The sequence below is a fragment of the Desulfobulbus oligotrophicus genome (genome assembly GCF_016446285.1).
Classification (GTDB): Bacteria; Desulfobacterota; Desulfobulbia; order Desulfobulbales; family Desulfobulbaceae; genus Desulfobulbus; species Desulfobulbus oligotrophicus.
In genome coordinates this window covers 1-16,611 of sequence record NZ_CP054140.1, presented here as the reverse complement: position 1 = coordinate 16,611, position 16,611 = coordinate 1, and the positions used below count along the sequence as shown (strand labels likewise).

12 protein-coding genes and 1 pseudogene are annotated in these 16,611 nt (G+C 51.5%); 8 read left to right on the top strand and 5 right to left on the bottom strand.

The window, feature by feature from the left end; translation table 11 throughout:
* Window positions 1–6 precede the first annotated feature (6 nt).
* The gene (locus HP555_RS00070; RefSeq protein WP_199263199.1) at window positions 7–1,389 is read right to left on the bottom strand and encodes a sigma-54-dependent transcriptional regulator; all 1,383 of its coding nucleotides are present in this window, start codon (window positions 1,387–1,389) and stop codon (window positions 7–9) included.
* 127 nt (window positions 1,390–1,516) lie between these two features.
* On the opposite strand from HP555_RS00070, the pseudogene tatC reads away from it, so the two are divergent.
* The 3 genes and pseudogenes from tatC to HP555_RS00050 all read left to right on the top strand — a co-directional run bounded on the left by tatC (window position 1,517) and on the right by HP555_RS00050 (window position 4,872).
* Window positions 1,517–2,358 (top strand): annotated as a pseudogene (gene tatC / locus HP555_RS00060) (twin-arginine translocase subunit TatC).
* 179 nt (window positions 2,359–2,537) lie between these two features.
* Window positions 2,538–3,818, top strand: a complete 1,281-nt coding sequence (locus HP555_RS00055; protein WP_199263198.1) for a class II fructose-bisphosphate aldolase — start codon at window positions 2,538–2,540, stop codon at window positions 3,816–3,818.
* A gap of 34 nt (window positions 3,819–3,852) precedes the next feature.
* Window positions 3,853–4,872: an NAD-dependent epimerase gene (locus HP555_RS00050; protein WP_199263197.1), complete on the top strand. Its 1,020-nt coding sequence runs from the start codon at window positions 3,853–3,855 to the stop codon at window positions 4,870–4,872.
* 82 nt (window positions 4,873–4,954) lie between these two features.
* On the opposite strand, the gene dxs is transcribed toward HP555_RS00050, so the two are convergent.
* From dxs to xseB, 3 genes are read right to left on the bottom strand one after another with little or no spacing between them, the layout of a single operon-like run.
* Complete coding sequence (gene dxs, locus HP555_RS00045) at window positions 4,955–6,859, bottom strand: 1-deoxy-D-xylulose-5-phosphate synthase (protein WP_199263196.1); 1,905 nt, start codon at window positions 6,857–6,859, stop codon at window positions 4,955–4,957.
* A 2-nt stretch (window positions 6,860–6,861) separates the two neighbouring features.
* The gene (locus HP555_RS00040; RefSeq protein ID WP_199263195.1) at window positions 6,862–7,758 is read right to left on the bottom strand and encodes a polyprenyl synthetase family protein; all 897 of its coding nucleotides are present in this window, start codon (window positions 7,756–7,758) and stop codon (window positions 6,862–6,864) included.
* Window positions 7,733–7,981, bottom strand: a complete 249-nt coding sequence (gene xseB, locus HP555_RS00035; protein WP_199263194.1) for an exodeoxyribonuclease VII small subunit — start codon at window positions 7,979–7,981, stop codon at window positions 7,733–7,735. The genes HP555_RS00040 and xseB overlap by 26 nt, the downstream gene beginning before the upstream one ends.
* A 110-nt stretch (window positions 7,982–8,091) precedes the next feature.
* Here xseB and xerA point away from each other — a divergent pair, with 110 nt between their 5' ends.
* From xerA to HP555_RS00010, 5 genes are all read left to right on the top strand, one after another.
* Window positions 8,092–9,006 carry a site-specific tyrosine recombinase/integron integrase gene (gene xerA, locus HP555_RS00030; RefSeq protein WP_199263193.1) on the top strand — a complete coding sequence of 305 codons (915 nt, stop codon included), beginning with the start codon at window positions 8,092–8,094 and terminating at the stop codon, window positions 9,004–9,006.
* Between the two features lie 163 nt (window positions 9,007–9,169).
* Window positions 9,170–9,703 carry an ATP-dependent protease subunit HslV gene (hslV, locus tag HP555_RS00025; protein ID WP_199263192.1) on the top strand — a complete coding sequence of 178 codons (534 nt, stop codon included), beginning with the start codon at window positions 9,170–9,172 and terminating at the stop codon, window positions 9,701–9,703.
* Window positions 9,700–11,103 (top strand): ATP-dependent protease ATPase subunit HslU, encoded by a 1,404-nt coding sequence (gene hslU, locus HP555_RS00020; RefSeq protein WP_199263191.1) that lies wholly within the window; start codon window positions 9,700–9,702, stop codon window positions 11,101–11,103. Before hslV ends, hslU begins: the two co-directional genes overlap by 4 nt.
* Before the next feature lie 90 nt (window positions 11,104–11,193).
* Entirely contained in the window at window positions 11,194–12,012 is an 819-nt protein-coding gene (locus tag HP555_RS00015; protein ID WP_199263190.1) for an SAM hydrolase/SAM-dependent halogenase family protein, read from the top strand.
* Between the two features lie 173 nt (window positions 12,013–12,185).
* Window positions 12,186–12,473, top strand: coding sequence for an antibiotic biosynthesis monooxygenase family protein (locus tag HP555_RS00010; RefSeq protein ID WP_199263189.1), 288 nt, complete (start codon window positions 12,186–12,188; stop codon window positions 12,471–12,473).
* Between the two features lie 93 nt (window positions 12,474–12,566).
* On the opposite strand, the gene dnaE is transcribed toward HP555_RS00010, so the two are convergent.
* Complete coding sequence (gene dnaE / locus HP555_RS00005) at window positions 12,567–16,091, bottom strand: DNA polymerase III subunit alpha (protein ID WP_199263188.1); 3,525 nt, start codon at window positions 16,089–16,091, stop codon at window positions 12,567–12,569.
* Window positions 16,092–16,611: the final 520 nt, after the last annotated feature.

Genomic DNA, 16,611 nt, shown 5'->3' with positions numbered 1-16,611 from the left:
CAACATTTAGTCGAGGTCGTATTTCTTAGTCTTATAGCGTAGGCTGCGGAAACTGAGTTTCAGCAGGTCAGCAGCACGCATCTTAGAGTGATCAGCCCTGGTGAGTGCGTGGAGAATCATCTTTTTCTCCAGCCGTTGCAGCACCTCTTCCAGTCCAAGTGCAAAGAGTTCCTCTTCATCCTGCGCAGCTACAAAAAGCGGGTCTGTTTTTTTTGCAGATGCAGAGGTTGGATTATGTTTTTCTTTACGATGTAAAGACAGGACTAAGTTTTCAGGCAGGATGATGTTTGAGGACTCGAGGGCAACGCCTCGCTCAATTATATTTTCCAGTTCACGGACATTGCCGGGGAAGTCATACTGCATGAGCACTTCCATGCCGTATGAACTGATGGTCTGCACTTCTTTATGGAGTAATTGAGCATATTTTTTCAGGAAATACTCCACCAGCAGAGGGACGTCACCAATACGTTCACGCAGAGGAGGAACTCTGATGGGAACCACTGCCAGTCGATAGTACAGATCCTCACGGAATTTCCCGGAGATAATCTCATCTTCCAGGATCCTATTGGTGGCGGCGATAATACGGACGTTGACCTGTCGCGTTTTTGTTGAGCCAACAGCCATAAACTCGCGCTCTTGCAGCACACGCAGGAGTTTAGTCTGAATAATCGGAGTCAGTTCACCGATCTCGTCAAGGAAAGCAGTCCCGCCGTCCGCCTGCTGGAACAAGCCGATCTTATCGGCGATTGCGCCGGTAAACGATCCCTTTACGTGGCCGAAGAGCTCGCTTTCTAAAAGACTTTCCGGAATAGCACTGCAGGTAATGGGGACAAACGGCTGATTTGCAACCCGGGAAAGGTTGTGGATTGCTTTGGCCACAAGTTCTTTCCCGGTGCCGGATTCACCGTAAACCAGAATATTAGCCGGTGTCGGAGCAATTTTCGTGATCAGATCAAAGATCTTCATCATCTCAGGACTCTGACCGATAATTTCCGGAAAACCGCTGGCCGTCGTGGGCTCGGTCTTCTGTTGTTTCTTAAGAACAGTGCGAATGACGTTTTTGATCTCATCAACATTAAAGGGCTTGGTGATGTAGTCAAACGCTCCGTTCTTCATAGCTTCGACAGCATCTTCCGGAGAGGCGAAGGCAGTGATCATAATGACGCCCATATCGGCTTTTATCTGCTTGAGCTGGGCCAGTAATTCCAGGCCGCTCATGCCGGGCATGCGGATGTCGGAGATAATCAGATCAAAGGACTGTCGCGTGACGAGGTCGAGTGCTTCCCTACCATCAGCTGCGGTGGCAACGTTGTACCCCTCTTTCTCAAGTAGGATCTTGAGAAATTGGCGCATGCTCAACTCATCGTCAACAATCAGAATGTCGGCCATGTTTACCAGTGTGAAAACTCTAGAAAATCAATTGATTGACGGTTAGTGTCAGTGTATCCCCAAGTAAAATACAAAGTCAAACACTATCCATAACCAGTTTACATTCCTTTGCGGATCGTGTAGTAACATGCACACGATCCCCTTTGACTTCCAGTGCAACAGTTTATTTACCATGGACAATCAGGAACAGTTCGAACAACAGAGTCTCATAGAACATTTACGGGAGCTGCGCTCCTGTCTGATGATCTCACTTGGTGCAGTTGCCGTCTGCTTCATAGTTGCATATTCCGTGGTCCAGCCCCTGGCTGACTGGTTTCTGCACCCGCTGCTGAAGGTGCTTGCAGAAGGCAAGCCACTGATCTTCACCTCATACCAGGCAGGGTTTTTTTTTATCTGAAACTCGCCCTGGTTTGCGGGGTTGTTTTTGCCAGCCCGGTTATTTTTCTGCAGATCTGGCGTTTTGTCTCCCCTGGCCTGTATCGGCACGAAAAAAAGGTCATTGTTCCCTTTGCGTTGATTTCCACCCTTTGTTTCCTCGGTGGAGCCGCGTTCGGTTATTTAGTAGTTTTCCCGGCAGCTTTTAAATTTCTCCTTGGCTATTCCAGCGAATTTCTTGAACCTATGCCGGCGGTTGAAGAGTATTTTTCGTTGGCACTACGTCTGTTTATAGCGTTCGGCCTCATGTTTGAACTACCGGTTTTTATGGTTTTCCTTAGTAAAATCGGGGTGGTCAACCGATCATTTCTGAGTAAGAATCGAAAGTATGCTGTCCTGATAGCCTTTATTGTCGCCGCTGTTCTCACCCCTACACCGGATGTGGTTAATCAGTTATTGATGGCCGGTCCGCTCATTTTGCTCTACGAGGTCAGTATTGTCGCGGTCGGTATCTTCGGCCGGACAACGTTAGCTGGTTTCCCTGCCAAAGTACCAACAGACGATCAGTCATCCGGATCTCCTGATCCTGAATAATCCGGATTCAATCTTCTGGGGAATCTGCAAACCAGCTGTGAATACTCTTTCCGAGCTTTCTCCTTGCCGGAACAGCAACTTTGTGTGTATTCTAAATGAGTTGTTGAATATACTTTGTTCTGGAACTTTACGCGTCCGGTGTCGTCATAAAACGAATCCATTCATAGTGGGAGGAACGTATGTCGTATATTGCTAATTTTGAGAAAGCTTTGGAAATTGGCCGTCCACCGAACATCAGAACCCTCTTTCCCAATTCACGTGCGCTCATTGTCAGCGGCAAGGTAATCGATCGTGCCATGCTGGCCAAGGGCAATGCCATGACCATTGCCGCCAACGGACGAAACCACCTGATTATCCGAGGTGCCTTGCAGGCCGCACAACGGGCCCATGCGGCGATCATCATTGAAATCGCCCGCTCGGAAGGTGGTGCCAATGCGTACTGCCCGGTCAACTATTGGAATATTGCCCGCCAGGTGGATGCCTTATGTAATGAGCTGGCTATTACTGTGCCGGTGGCCATCCATGCAGATCACTACGGTATCAAGAAGCCTGAGGATATTCCCGTTGCGGTTGTTGAGATTCCGACCATTTTTGAAGCCGGTATCACCTCTATTGCCATTGATGCATCCCATATGCCCGACGCGGACAACCTGCTTGCCGGCATCGAGCTCGCCAGGTATATACCGTCGTGGGCCGGCCTGGAAACCGAGGTCGGGGAGATTAAGGGGAAACTGGGGTTATCAACCAAAGAAGAAGCTCTGTTTATTATCCAGGGTCTGAATGCACATGATATTTTCCCCGACTGGATTGCTCTTAATAACGGTACCACCCATGGTATCGAAGCCTCTGCCCAGGGCATTCAGGTTGAACTGACCGCTGAGATCCATAAAGCCATTGCCGACTATGCTGTTTCCGGGGCACAGCACGGTACTTCAGGTAACAACTCCGATCGATTGCGCGCCATTGCTTCCCAGACTTATACGACCAAGGCGAATGTTGCCACTGCTCTGCAGATGGTATCCTGGGGCCTGGAGGTCAATGATTACGGTAATGCGGTTTTAGATACAAATGGTGATTTTATCAAGATTCCCGGAAAGGGGGTTACGGAAGAGCTGTGGCAGGAGATGCGAAGCTTTGCCGAGTCCAAGGGATGGAAAAAGGGTGATTATAAAAGTCTCAACCTGTCCTTTGAAAACAAGATTATGGGACAATGCAAAGCAGTGCGGGATCGAATGGCCAGGCGAGTAGAAAATTTTATTTATACCATGCTGGTCGAGGTCTTCAATGCGGGGGATACCGCTCGTTTTGGTGTGGAGGCCATCCTTGAGGCAGGTTCCTATGACATCGGGCCCAAAACCGGTCGTATTGAATCGCCGGAAAACTGGACGCCCGACAAGATCAGGCAACGAGCAGCCACCATTGTCTCAGACAAGGGACCGGCCGGTGATTACGACGATTAACACAATCTGACAGTGGTCAAGCGGGGAAGATGCGTTGAAACCATTACAAAAAATACTGATCACCGGTGCAGCCGGTTTTATTGGTCATGCGTTGGCTCTTCGACTGTTGTCCGAGGGCAGAGAGGTTGTTGGATTAGATAATCTCAATGACTACTATGATCCCCAGTTGAAAAAAGATCGTCTTGCCCGTTTGACACCGTTTGCAACATTTCGTCATGCTGAGTTCGACATGGCGGACAGAGAGCAGGTTGCGACCCTCTTTGCAACGGAACGTTTTGATGCTGTGATGAACTTGGCAGCTCAAGCAGGTGTTCGTTACTCGTTGATCAACCCTCATTCGTATGTTGATACGAATCTGGTGGGCTTTGTCAATATTCTTGAAGGGTGCCGCCATACCGGGGTTCGACACCTTGTCTATGCATCGTCAAGCTCAGTGTATGGAGCCAATACGACCATGCCCTTCTCGGTACACGACAATGTTGACCATCCGGTTTCGCTGTATGCGGCATCGAAAAAGGCCAATGAGTTGATGGCACACACCTACAGTCATCTCTTCCGTATTCCCACCACCGGGTTGCGGTTTTTCACGGTGTACGGTCCCTGGGGACGACCGGACATGGCTCTGTTTCTCTTTACCAAGGCGATCCTTGAAAATCGGCCGATCGATGTTTTCAATAACGGAAACATGGAGCGGGATTTCACCTATATCGACGATATTGTCGAGGGTGTGGTACGGGTAATTGATCACATTGCCGAGCCTGATCCCCAGTGGTCCGGTGCCTGTCCTGACCCGGCAACCAGCTACTGTCCGTGGCGGATTTATAACATTGGGAACAACAATAAGGAAAAGCTGATGCGGTATATCGAGGTCCTGGAGGAATGTCTGGGCCGTACCGCAGCCAAGAATTTCCTTCCCATGCAGGATGGGGATGTACCGGCGACCTACGCTGATGTGACGGATCTGGTGAAGGCGGTAGGCTTTAAACCAGCCACTTCGATTGAGGTGGGAGTCCAGCGATTTGTTGATTGGTATCGGGAGTACTATCAGGTCTGAGGAGACTTGTTTCCACTGACAGATGCAAAGTTAAGGCGTTTTTTGGGGCGACATCGCTTACTGTGGTGTTGCCTTTGGCCTTTCAGGCCAGCATCTCGCGGACAGAGCGAACGATGCCGTTGCTGTCAATACCTGCTTTGGCCCAGAGTTCGGTCTGTGAACCCTGTTCAATGAATTGATCTTGATAGCCGAGCAGTCTTGTCGGCAGAAGAAGAGTGCGGGCATGGAGCAGTTGCAGCACACTGCTGCCGAAGCCGCCGTGCACAATGTTGTCTTCAATGGTGACAACCCGGCCGGTATGAGCTGCCCACTTGGTTATGAGTACATCATCAAGCGGCTTGATAAATCGCGGGTTGATAACAGCGGCGCTGATGCCTTCTGCTGCCAGGTGGTCGGCCGCTTTCAGCGCCGGATGCACCCGGTTGCCCACCGGTAAAAGGAGCACGTCGTCTCCTTCGCGCAACAGTTCCGCCTTCCCGATGTCCAGAGAAGTGAAGGACGAATCTACGGCAACGCCTTCGCCACTTCCCCGCGGGTAGCGGAGGATCACCGGGCCTTCACTGTTGAGGGCGGTGAACAGCATGTGCTGCAGTTCATTCTCATCCTTTGGAGCCATGATCGTCAGATTGGGGATGAAACGGAGGAAAGAGAGGTCAAAAACACCATGATGGGTTGGGCCATCGGCACCGACCACACCACTGCGGTCCAGCGCTATGATGACCGGTAGGTTGGGCAGGCAGACATCATGAATCAACTGATCAAGGGCCCGTTGCATGAACGAGGAGTAAACGGCAAAAATCGGTCGTAACCCTTCAACCGCCAGTCCGGCGGCAAAGGTGACCGCATGTTGTTCTGCAATGCCGACATCGAAAAAACGATCGGGAAATTCGGTGGCAAAGGGTGAAAGACCGGTACCGTCGGGCATGGCCGCCGTGATGGTGACCAGCCGTTTGTCCAACCGGGCCAGGCGACAGACTGTCTCGCCGAAGACCTTGGTGTAGGTCACCGGGGTACCGGTTTTTTTGATTGGGCTACCGTCAGAGATGGTAAAGGGACCGATACCATGGTAGTTGTCGGGATGTGTTTCAGCCGGTTTGTACCCTTTGCCCTTGGTCGTGATCACGTGTACAAGGACCGGACCATGGTTATGATCACGAACGTTTTCCAGGGTTGCGATCAGGCCATCCAGTTCGTGACCCGGAATCGGGCCGATATATTTGAATTTCAGTGCCTCAAACAGCATTCCAGGGGTAAAGAAACCCTTGATGCTCTCTTCGCTTTTCCGCAGTACACTGAGGATGTTTTCACCAACCGACGACAGGGCCATCAGTCGGTCTTCAATATGGTCCCGTAAACGCCGAATGGTTCTGCCGGTTAACTTGCGACTGAGAAAACTGGAGAGGGCTCCGACATTTTTGGAAATAGACATTTCATTGTCATTGAGGATAACCACCAGGTCCCGGTCGAGATCACCGGCATGGTTGAGCCCTTCAAAGGCCATGCCGGCTGTCATGGAGCCGTCGCCAATGACTGCTATTACTTTGCTCCGATCATTCAGGATGTTTTTGGCTGCACTGATGCCCAGGCCGTAGGATACAGAGGTGGAGCTGTGACCGGTTTCAACCGGATCGTAGACGCTCTCCGAGCGTTTGGGAAAGCCGCTGATTCCCTTGAAGCGACGCAAAGTATGGAAACGTTCGCGGCGGCCGGTCAGTAACTTGTGGGCATAGGTCTGGTGACCTACATCCCAGATCAAACGATCATAGGGGGTGTTGAACACCACATGTAAAGCCAGGGTAAGCTCAACAACACCTAAACTGGGGGCAAGGTGGCCACCGTTTTCTGCAACAGTGGTGATGATGGTGTCGCGCAGTTCATCAGCCAGTTGCATAAGTTGTATCAGGCTGAGTCGACGTAGATCAAGGGGTGAGTCGATGGTGTCCAGCAGACGGGTCGCCACTGCTGCCGGGGTATCTGCATTCTGCATACTTATTTTTTACGATCAACGATGTAATGAGCCAGAGCTCTCAGCGGGTCAGCCTGCCGGTCAAAGGGGGCCAGGGCGGCAACCGCCTCCTGAACCGCCTCCTTAGCCATGGTATGCGAGGTTTCAACACCGAACAGGGATGGATAGGTGACCTTGTCCGATTTGATATCACTGCCGGCGGATTTACCAAGTTCAGCAGTGGTCGCCATGATATCGAGCAGATCATCGACGATTTGGAAGGCAAGACCTATGTTGTCACCGTAGGCTTTCAGGGCTCTCTCCTGTTTTTCATCGGCACCGGCAACGATACCGCCGCAGACCACAGAGGCTGTGATCAGTGCCCCGGTTTTGCTTTGATGGATATGACGGAGCTCGTCGTAGCCGATCTGTTCACCGGCATGGATCATGTCTAAAGATTGACCGCCCACCATGCCGAGGGAGCCGGCAGCCCCGGCAATTGTATGGATAAGGCGAAGACGGCTCTTGTCGGCAATTCCGGTGGCCGCTGGGCCGCTGACTAATTCGAAAGCCAGGGTGAGCAGGCCGTCTCCGGCCAGAATGGCGGCCGCTTCACCAAAGACCGTATGGTTGGTCGGCTTGCCGCGGCGAAGATCATCGTCATCCATGGCCGGCAGATCGTCATGAATCAGAGAGTAGGTGTGGATAAACTCAAAGGCACAGGCCACCGGCATGGCCAGGTTCCGGGTATTCTCACTGCTGTTAATGGCCGCTGCTCCGGCCAGGCAGAGAATGGGACGAATGCGTTTGCCGCCGGCAAAGAGGCTGTAGCGCATCGCTTCTATGTGTTGGGAAAAAACACCTATGGGCTCCAGCATGTAACGCGCCAGGCGTTCTTCAACCAGCTGTCGCTGTTCATCCAGGTAGATTCGGATTTCCACCTTCTTCCTCTGTAAAAGGGACGCTGACAATGGTCTCATCTTTTTTGAGCAGCAGTTCGATCTGACTTTTCGCCTCTTCGAGTTTGCCGTTACACAAATGGACCAGTGTCATGCCTTCGGTAAATTTTTCCAGACTTTTTTCCAGACTGAGATCTCCGCTTTCCAGCTCTTCTGTTATTTTTTCCAATCTGGTGAGCGCGTTTTCAAACGAATTTTTTGCCATGGGTTGATTCCGTCAACCAAAACTCCACGATTTTATTTGCTGATTACAGCACTTCCGGGTAAGCGGGTATACTATACATTCTCCCGGTGGGTTTCAACATCTCTTTGGTTATGACTGCATATATCGAACGTTTTCTGGTCTGGATTCTGGTGGAGCGCGGCTATTCGAGGCATACTGCTGAAAGCTATCAGCGTGATATCCTTGAATTTCAACGGCACTGCGGAGAAGATCTGGATGTCCAGTCGATTACCAATACCCATGTACAGGCCTTTGTCGGCTCACTGTACACTGGTAATGCAAGCGCCTCGGTTGCTCGCAAGCTGTCTTCATTACGTACTTTCTTTCGTTTTCTGCAGCGTGAAAAGGTGATTGCCGCTGATCCGGTCAGCGGGGTGGCCGGCCCGCAACTCGGGCGAAACATACCGTCGTTTCTCACTGTTGATGAGGTGTTCAGTCTGCTTGAGGCTCCTGTGGCAACGGATCGTTATTGGCGACGGGATCGGGCGATCCTGGAACTGCTTTATGCCACCGGTATGCGAGTTTCGGAACTGGTTGGGGTCAATCTGGAAGATATTGATTGGGATGCGGAGCTGGTTCGGGTGCGGGGTAAGGGGAATAAAGAAAGAATGATTCCGTTTGGCCGGGCTGCCCATGAAATGTTGCAACAGTACCTGCCTGAACGAGAAAGTCTGATCGTTGCCCGTATCCAGCGCGGGAGAAAGGCTGAACGTCAGGCCCTGTTTCTGAACGGACAGGGAACCAGACTCAGTGTCCGCAGTGTGGAACGGTTTTTGAGCGATTACGGAATACGGGCAGGTATTGGTCTTAACGTTACTCCGCATGCCCTTCGTCATTCCTTTGCCACCCATCTCCTGGAGATGGGTGCTGATCTGCGTACAGTTCAGGAGCTTCTTGGGCATGTGAGCCTGTCAACCACTCAGAAGTATACGCATCTCAATATCGACCATCTTGCCAGGGTCTACGATCAGGCGCATCCGCAGGCGAGGCGATCCCGGGAGGAATAGAGGAACAACGCGAGGCATTGACGTCTTTTTTCATCATGCTTATACATCAACGGCATATGTCTGACTGTTGAGCAGAGACAAGGCGTTATTTATCTGCGATTGAAACCAGAGGAACAACAGCTGTTTTTCATGCCTCTTTTAAGCACAACCCATTGAGGGGAATATGGACAAAATTCGTTCCACGACCATCCTTGCTGTTCGCCATAAAGGGCAGGTCGTTGTCGCCGGTGACGGGCAGGTGTCGTTCGGCAACACGATCATCAAGCATCAGGCGCGTAAGGTGAGGCGACTCTATCACGATCAGGTGATTACCGGCTTTGCCGGTGCCACTGCCGATGCGTTTACCCTTTATGATCGACTGGAGCAGAAACTGGAGCAATTTAATGGCAATTTGATGCGGGCCGCCGTTGAACTGGCGAAGGACTGGCGTATGGACAAGATGCTGCGCCGACTGGAGGCCATGCTCATCGCTGTTGATGCGCAACATTCTCTGCTGCTGTCCGGTACCGGGGATGTTATCGAAGCCGATGACGGTGTTTTAGCCATTGGATCAGGTGGTCCTTATGCCCTGGCGGCAGCAAAAGCACTGGTTGTGCATTCCACCCTTGATGCGGAGGCCATTGCCCGAACAGCTCTGGAGATTGCCGGAACGATTTGCATTTACACAAACACCAATATTGTTGTTGAAAAAATATGAAAGGTATCAACTCATTGACCCCGAGACAAACGGTCGCTGAACTCGACCGATACATTGTCGGCCAGGCCGAGGCTAAGCGTTCGGTGGCCATAGCCCTGCGTAACCGCTGGCGGCGACAGCAGGTGGCACCACCGCTGCGAGAGGAGATTGCGCCGAAAAACATCATCATGATCGGACCGACCGGGGTTGGTAAAACTGAGATTGCCCGTCGTCTCGCCCATCTGGCTCAAAGTCCGTTTCTCAAGATTGAAGCATCTAAGTTTACCGAGGTCGGATACGTTGGCCGTGACGTTGAGTCAATGATACGTGACCTTACCCAGCTTGCCGTGAATATGGTGACAAAAGAGGCGGAAGAGGATGTGCAGGAAAAGGCTGCAGTTATGGCGGAAGAACGGTTGCTTGATGTCCTTCTTCCAAGGCCGTCCGGACATGATATGCCTCCTCCGGCCACTGCCATTCCCCTTGGTTATGATGGCGATGGGACTGATCAGCAGAAGGAGTGGGGTAGTGGTCACAGTACTCGAGAACGATTTCGTGAGATGCTGCGGCAAGGCGAATTAAACGATCGTGTGGTCGAGCTGTCGGTGGCATCCGGCGGCGGAGCCCCGGTGGTGGAGGTCTTTTCCTCTTCAGGCATGGAGGATATGCAGAGTTCACTGCAGGAGGCCTTCTCCAAGTTTTTTCCCAAGAAAAAACAACTTAAAAAGGTGAAGGTTCCCGAGGCTCTGGAACTTCTTAAAAAGGAGGAGGCGGAACGGCTGATTGATACCGAGAGTATCGCAGAAAAAGCGATTCGGCGGACCGAGCAGTCAGGTATTATCTTTCTGGATGAAATCGATAAGATCGCTTCGCGTGGCGGCACCGGTTCCGGATCACCCGAAGTGTCGCGGGAAGGTGTACAGCGAGACCTGCTGCCCATCGTTGAAGGCACCACTGTTTCCACAAAGTATGGACCAGTGAAGACGGACCACATCCTCTTTATTGCCAGCGGAGCCTTTCATGTCTGCAAACCATCTGATCTGGTACCGGAGCTGCAGGGTCGTTTCCCCATCCGGGTTAATCTGCATGCCTTGGGTGAAGAGGAGTTTTTTCGTATCCTCAATGAACCGCGAAATGCCCTTATCAAGCAATATACGGCGCTGTTGGCCACCGAGGATGTGCGACTGGTTTTCGAGGAAGAGGCCATTCGGGAGATGGCACGTATTGCGGTGCAGGTTAATCAAAGGACTGAGGATATTGGTGCCCGTCGACTGCATACGATTATTGAGCGGGTACTGGATGAGTTGTCTTTTGATGCCTCGGATCGGGACAACCTGGACTTCACCGTAACCGCTGACTATGTCCGCCGGCAGTTAACTGATATTTCAGAAAATGAGGATCTCAGTCGATATATTCTTTAAAAAGGTACGCTGATCGCGAGCTGGTGCCTTAGAACAACGGCAAAAGGAGTTGGTGAGGATATATCCTGAGCAGTTCCAGAATGAGGTGTCATGGAGAAAGCGTTGGTACTCATTACCCTGACCACTGATTTCGGATTGCAGGATCCCTATGTCGGACAACTGAAAGGTGCCCTGTTCAAGGGATATTCAGCCATCACTGTCGTTGATTTGACCCACGCGATCCCTGCCTGGGATGTGGCTGCTGCCGCACGTGTTATTCGTTCCAGTTATCATTATTTTCCAGACGGTACCATTCACCTCATCGTTGTTGATCCAGGTGTAGGTGGGCAACGCGCTCTCCTGGTTGCCGCCGGAGACGGTCATTTTTTTGTCGCACCGGACAATGGGGTGTTGTCGATGCTGGTTGCCGATAACCGGATTGATACGATCCATCGGGTTGAGCGGCCGGATTTCTTCCGGTCATCAGTCAGTGCCACCTTTCACGGTCGTGATATCATGGCTCCGGTAGCCGCCGTCCTGGCCGCTTCGACGAACCTGGAACAGTTTGGCCCGGCCGTGGAACCGGGGTCGATCCGGACGATTTTGGTTCCGGAGTCTGTAAGAAAAGATGGTTGTGTGTCTGGTCAGGTGCAGCGTATTGATCATTTCGGTAACATTCAGACTTCCATTCAGGCAGGCGACGTTGTTTTTGAACCCAGCGCCTTTGACTTTCTGCAGATTGGTGATCACCGGATCAGTCAATTTGTCCGAACCTACCAGGATGCAGCACCCGGTTCTCTGCTTGTTCTGATCAACAGTTCCGGCCATGTGGAAATAGCTGCGAATCAGGCCAGCGCAGCTGAACGTATCGGTTGTATCCAGGGAGATCCGGTAACGCTGCACCTCCTGGAGGCGGAGTTACCGACCTGAATACAATCTGTTATGGTGAGGAGGTCTGCTGATTTCACTTATTTTTCTGGTGAAACGATCGGACATTTCTTTGCTTCTGCGGCTGAAGTGTTTATAGTGAAAACGGAACACATCTGTTCACTGTCTGGTTGTGTACGTCGACTCAGCATACACCAACACAAGAGGAGGAACACATGGCTGTCAAAGTATTGATCAAACGAAAGGTTGCGGATAAGCAGGCTTCTGAACTTGAAGGGCTGCTTCGTAAGATGAGGGTAATGACCCTGAGCCAGAAAGGATATGTTTCAGGAGAAACGTTTACCCGGCTTGATGAACCGGGTGTGAGCATGGTCATCAGCACTTGGCAGTCTCTGGATGACTGGCGGGCCTGGACCTTGAATAAAGAGCGGGTCACCATTCAAGAAGAGATCGACAAATTGCTCGGAGAGCCGACACAGTACGAGATTTTTGAAAATATCTGATCAACTGTGTCGGGCAGCGGTTATTGATTAAGGCAAGTATCTGCAGAATTTTAAAAGCGGCCTGTCAAAACAACAGGCCGCTTTTTTTATTGCTCACCCTGCTTGGTACCCGTTGCGACTGTTTCCATTGCGTCGCTGCTGCAGTACGGGTTGCCCCACCTGAACAACCAGCGATCTGCGTCCGCAGAGCCGGGTGATTTTGTGAAACAGGTCAGTGGTTGGACGGATGCTCATGTCTTTGAGCACCTGGATATCAACCTCGCCCCGGTCGGCAAACTGGAGGGTGAGCAAAACCGGTGTTGTGCCGTGGTACTGATAGAGCAGCTCCTTTAACTCCAGCATGTGCTGCCGTGAGGTGTTGGTGGATTGCAGGGTAATAACAGCCTTTTCCGTATACTGTTCCAACGTCTTGTTGAGGCCCAGGATCTCCTGAGCCACAATTTTGGCACCACGCTCTCCCTGTTGGACGGTACCGAGCACGATCAGCGGCTGGTCATTAGTCAGAAACTGACTGTATTGGCTGAATGTCGAAGGAAAAACAATCACTTCAATACTTGCAGTCATGTCTTCAAAGACCGTGAAGGCCATGCGTTCGCCTTTTTTCGATTTATGCTCCTTATAACCGGCCATCAGACCACCAATTCGTACGACCTGGCCGTCGCGCAACTTTTCCACACCAACGATGTCGGTATCGACCACGCGCCGCAGATCTTCCAACACACCTTCCAGGGGATGACCGGTTAAAAAAAAGCCGACCATCTCCTTTTCGTAAGCAAGTTTTTCCAGTTGAGGCCAATCTTCCACCACGGGTAATTCCATCTCAATATTTCCACCGCTGGGGAGTGCAGAGGACTGCCCAATGGCAAAGAGATTCATCTGACCGCTCAATCGGTCTCGTTGCACAGCTTTGGCCCGATCAATACATTGGTCAAGTACTTCCATGTACTGTTTTCGGTTTGGATTGAGCGAATCAAAGGCACCGGCCTTGATAAGGCTTTCAATGACCTTGCGGTTCACCTTGGCAGAATCGATACGGCTGCAGAAATCGGCCAGTGAGTGGTAGTTTCCACCGGCAGTTCGTTCCGCAAAAATCGAATCAAGGGCGGCTCCGCCTACATTTTTAACGGCCGCCAGGCCGAATCGGATGCGATCGTTGACAACTGTGAAGTCGTTGAACGATTCGTTGATATCCGGTGGTAAAACCTCAATCTTTTCCTGCCGACATTCGTTAATGTACTTTACTACCTTGTCGGTATTTTCCACATCACAGGAGAGAAGGGCAGCTAAAAACTGTGCAGGGTAGTGGGCTTTGAGATAGGCGGTTTGGTACGCGATCAGAGCGTAGGCTGCGGAATGTGATTTGTTGAAACCATAACCGGCAAATTTGGCCATCAGGTCGAAGATGTGTTTAGCTTTTGCTTCGGGGATGTTATTTTTTGCAGCTCCTGCCATAAACTTCCCACGTTCCTTCTCCATAACCTCCGCGATCTTTTTCCCCATGGCACGCCGAAGGATATCGGCATCGCCCAGACTGTAACCGGCGAGGATATTGGAGATTTTCATGACCTGTTCCTGGTAGACAATAACACCGTAGGTCTCCTGGAGCACCGATTTGATCTGGGGGAGCGGATAGTCGGCAGGCCTCCGGCCATGTTTCGTGTCGACAAAGGTGTCGACCATTCCCGAGTCAAGAGGGCCCGGGCGGTAGAGGGCTACCAGGGCGATCAGGTCAGAGAACTGCTCTGGTTGCATTTTGATCAGCAACTCGCGCATACCGTCACTTTCCAGCTGAAAAACTCCCAGGCTGTCGCCCCGGCAGAGCAGTGCATAGGTTTTGGGATCGTTCATCGGGATCTTGTGAAGATCCACCTCAATATTCAGGTCGCAGGTGATCAGTTTGAGTGCCCGGTCAATGACGGTAAGGGTTTTTAAGCCAAGAAAGTCGAACTTGATCAGTCCTGTTTTCTCGGTGTACTTCATGTCATACTGGGTCAGGATCTCCTTGTTGGGGCCGATACAGACCGGCAGGTATTCAACCATCGGCTGCGGTGAAATGACCACTCCGGCAGCATGTGTTGATTTGTGTCGGGACAGACCTTCGAGTGTTCGGGAAATGGTGAGGAGTTCCCGAACACCGTCTTCTTTCATTGCTTCACGCAACCGCGGTTCTTTTTCTATCGCTTTTTTTAAGGTGATCTTCAGTTCATCCGGCACCAGTTTGGCAATCCGGTCGACCACCGGCAGGGGGATATCCAGTACCCGGCCGACGTCACGGAGCACAGCCCGGGCCTTCATCGAACCATAGGCTACAATCTGGGCCACATGTTCATCTCCACCATAGCGTTGTCGGACATAGTCGAGCACCTCGTCCCGCCGGTCCTTACAGAAATCAATGTCAAAGTCAGGCATGGACATTCGCTCGATGTTGAGAAAACGCTCGAACAGGAGTCCATACGGAATGGGGTCGATATTGGTGATTTGCAGACAGTAGGCAGCCAGACTGCCGGCCCCTGATCCTCGTCCCGGGCCAACCGGAATCTTCTGTTGTTTTGCCCAGTTGATGAAGTCAGCCACAATGAGGAAGTAACCGGAAAATCCCATTTTCTGGATGACATCGATCTCATGCGTCAGTCGTTCACGGTAGATCTTTTCCGTCTCAACACCAACCGGCTCCAGTTCATGCATGTCATCAAGCCGTTCTTTGAGGCCGTCCCAACAGGTCTGAGCAAAAACACTGTCTAAAGTCTCTCCTTTTTTAACCGGAAAAATTGGGAAATGAGATTCACCGAGCTTAAGATGGAGGTCGCACCGCTCCGCCACTTCCAGCGTGTTGCTCAGGGCTTGAGGGCAGTAGCCGAATTGCGCTGCCATCTCGTCACCCGATTTGAAGAACAGTTGGTTGGTGTTAAACCGGAATCGATTGGGATCATCAATGGTTCTGCCGGTTTGGATGCAGAGCAGCACCTCGTGCGCGTAGGACTCCTCCTGCGTAAGGTAGTGGCAATCGTTGGTGGCCACCAGCTTGATACCCAGCTCATCGGCCAGGGCCATAAGCCCCTCGTTGGCAATGGTTTGCTCAGGCAGACCGTTTTCCTGAATTTCGAGGTACAGACGGTCACCGAATATCTTTTGCATCTCCAGTGCCCGATTTCGGGCTCCGGCAGGATCGTTGTGGGTCAGCCGCCAGGGAATCTCCCCTTTCAGACAGGCGGTGAGGATGATTAATCCCTCATTGTGCTGATAAAGGGTCTGACAATCAATACGGGGTCGATAATAAAACCCCTTGGTCTGGGCAAGCGAGGCGAGCTTCATCAGATTGCGGTACCCGGTCTCATTCATGGCAAGGGCAACCAGATGAAAGTTATGACCACCACTGCGGTTGTGGAGGTGCATGCCGTTCTCAGCCAGGTAGAACTCGCAGCCGACGAGGGGTTTGATGCCGGCTTTTTTGGCCTTCACATAAAATTCCAGAGCCCCATACATGGCACCGTGGTCGGTGATCGCCACTGCATCCATACCGAACTGTTGCGTTTTTTCAATCAGATCGGAGACGCGGATGGCACCGTCAAGCATGGAGTATTGGGTATGAACATGGAGATGGGTAAAAGGAGTCGTCATGAGCAATATCGTTGCGTTGGTTTATCTATGATGATTCGGGCTGAGTGGTTGTGGGCGAGGATCTGCGTGTTCCTGCGAAAGTCTTTTGAGCAGGTCGTTCCTCCGGTTTTTTTCGAAGTCAGTGCCTGGAAATCAGCGCTGGGAAGATCCCTTGAAGGCCCATTCTCCTCGTCAAGAGTACTTGATACCTTTTTCTGCTGATTTTTGCTGGATTGCTGCTGCAACGTACCTCGAAGAGAGGAGCAACGTTCTTTATATCAGGTCCTGGAGAAACAGACAAGTCGCAGTCTCTGGTTGTCATTTTCATCGGATCTTTACGTTTGTGGGTATTTAAGACGTTATTGCACGGTGATAGCGTCTCTTCACCGTTTTGAACCAAGTCCCCTTATCGAGAAGCCGGCGTACAACCAGGAAGACGACAAGGCCTTTGTTGTGACCCGAGGGCAACGGTATTGTGCGATAGCACGAGAATCGACATCGTGACGCCTGTTGGGATACACACCGAACCGACCGGCTGAGT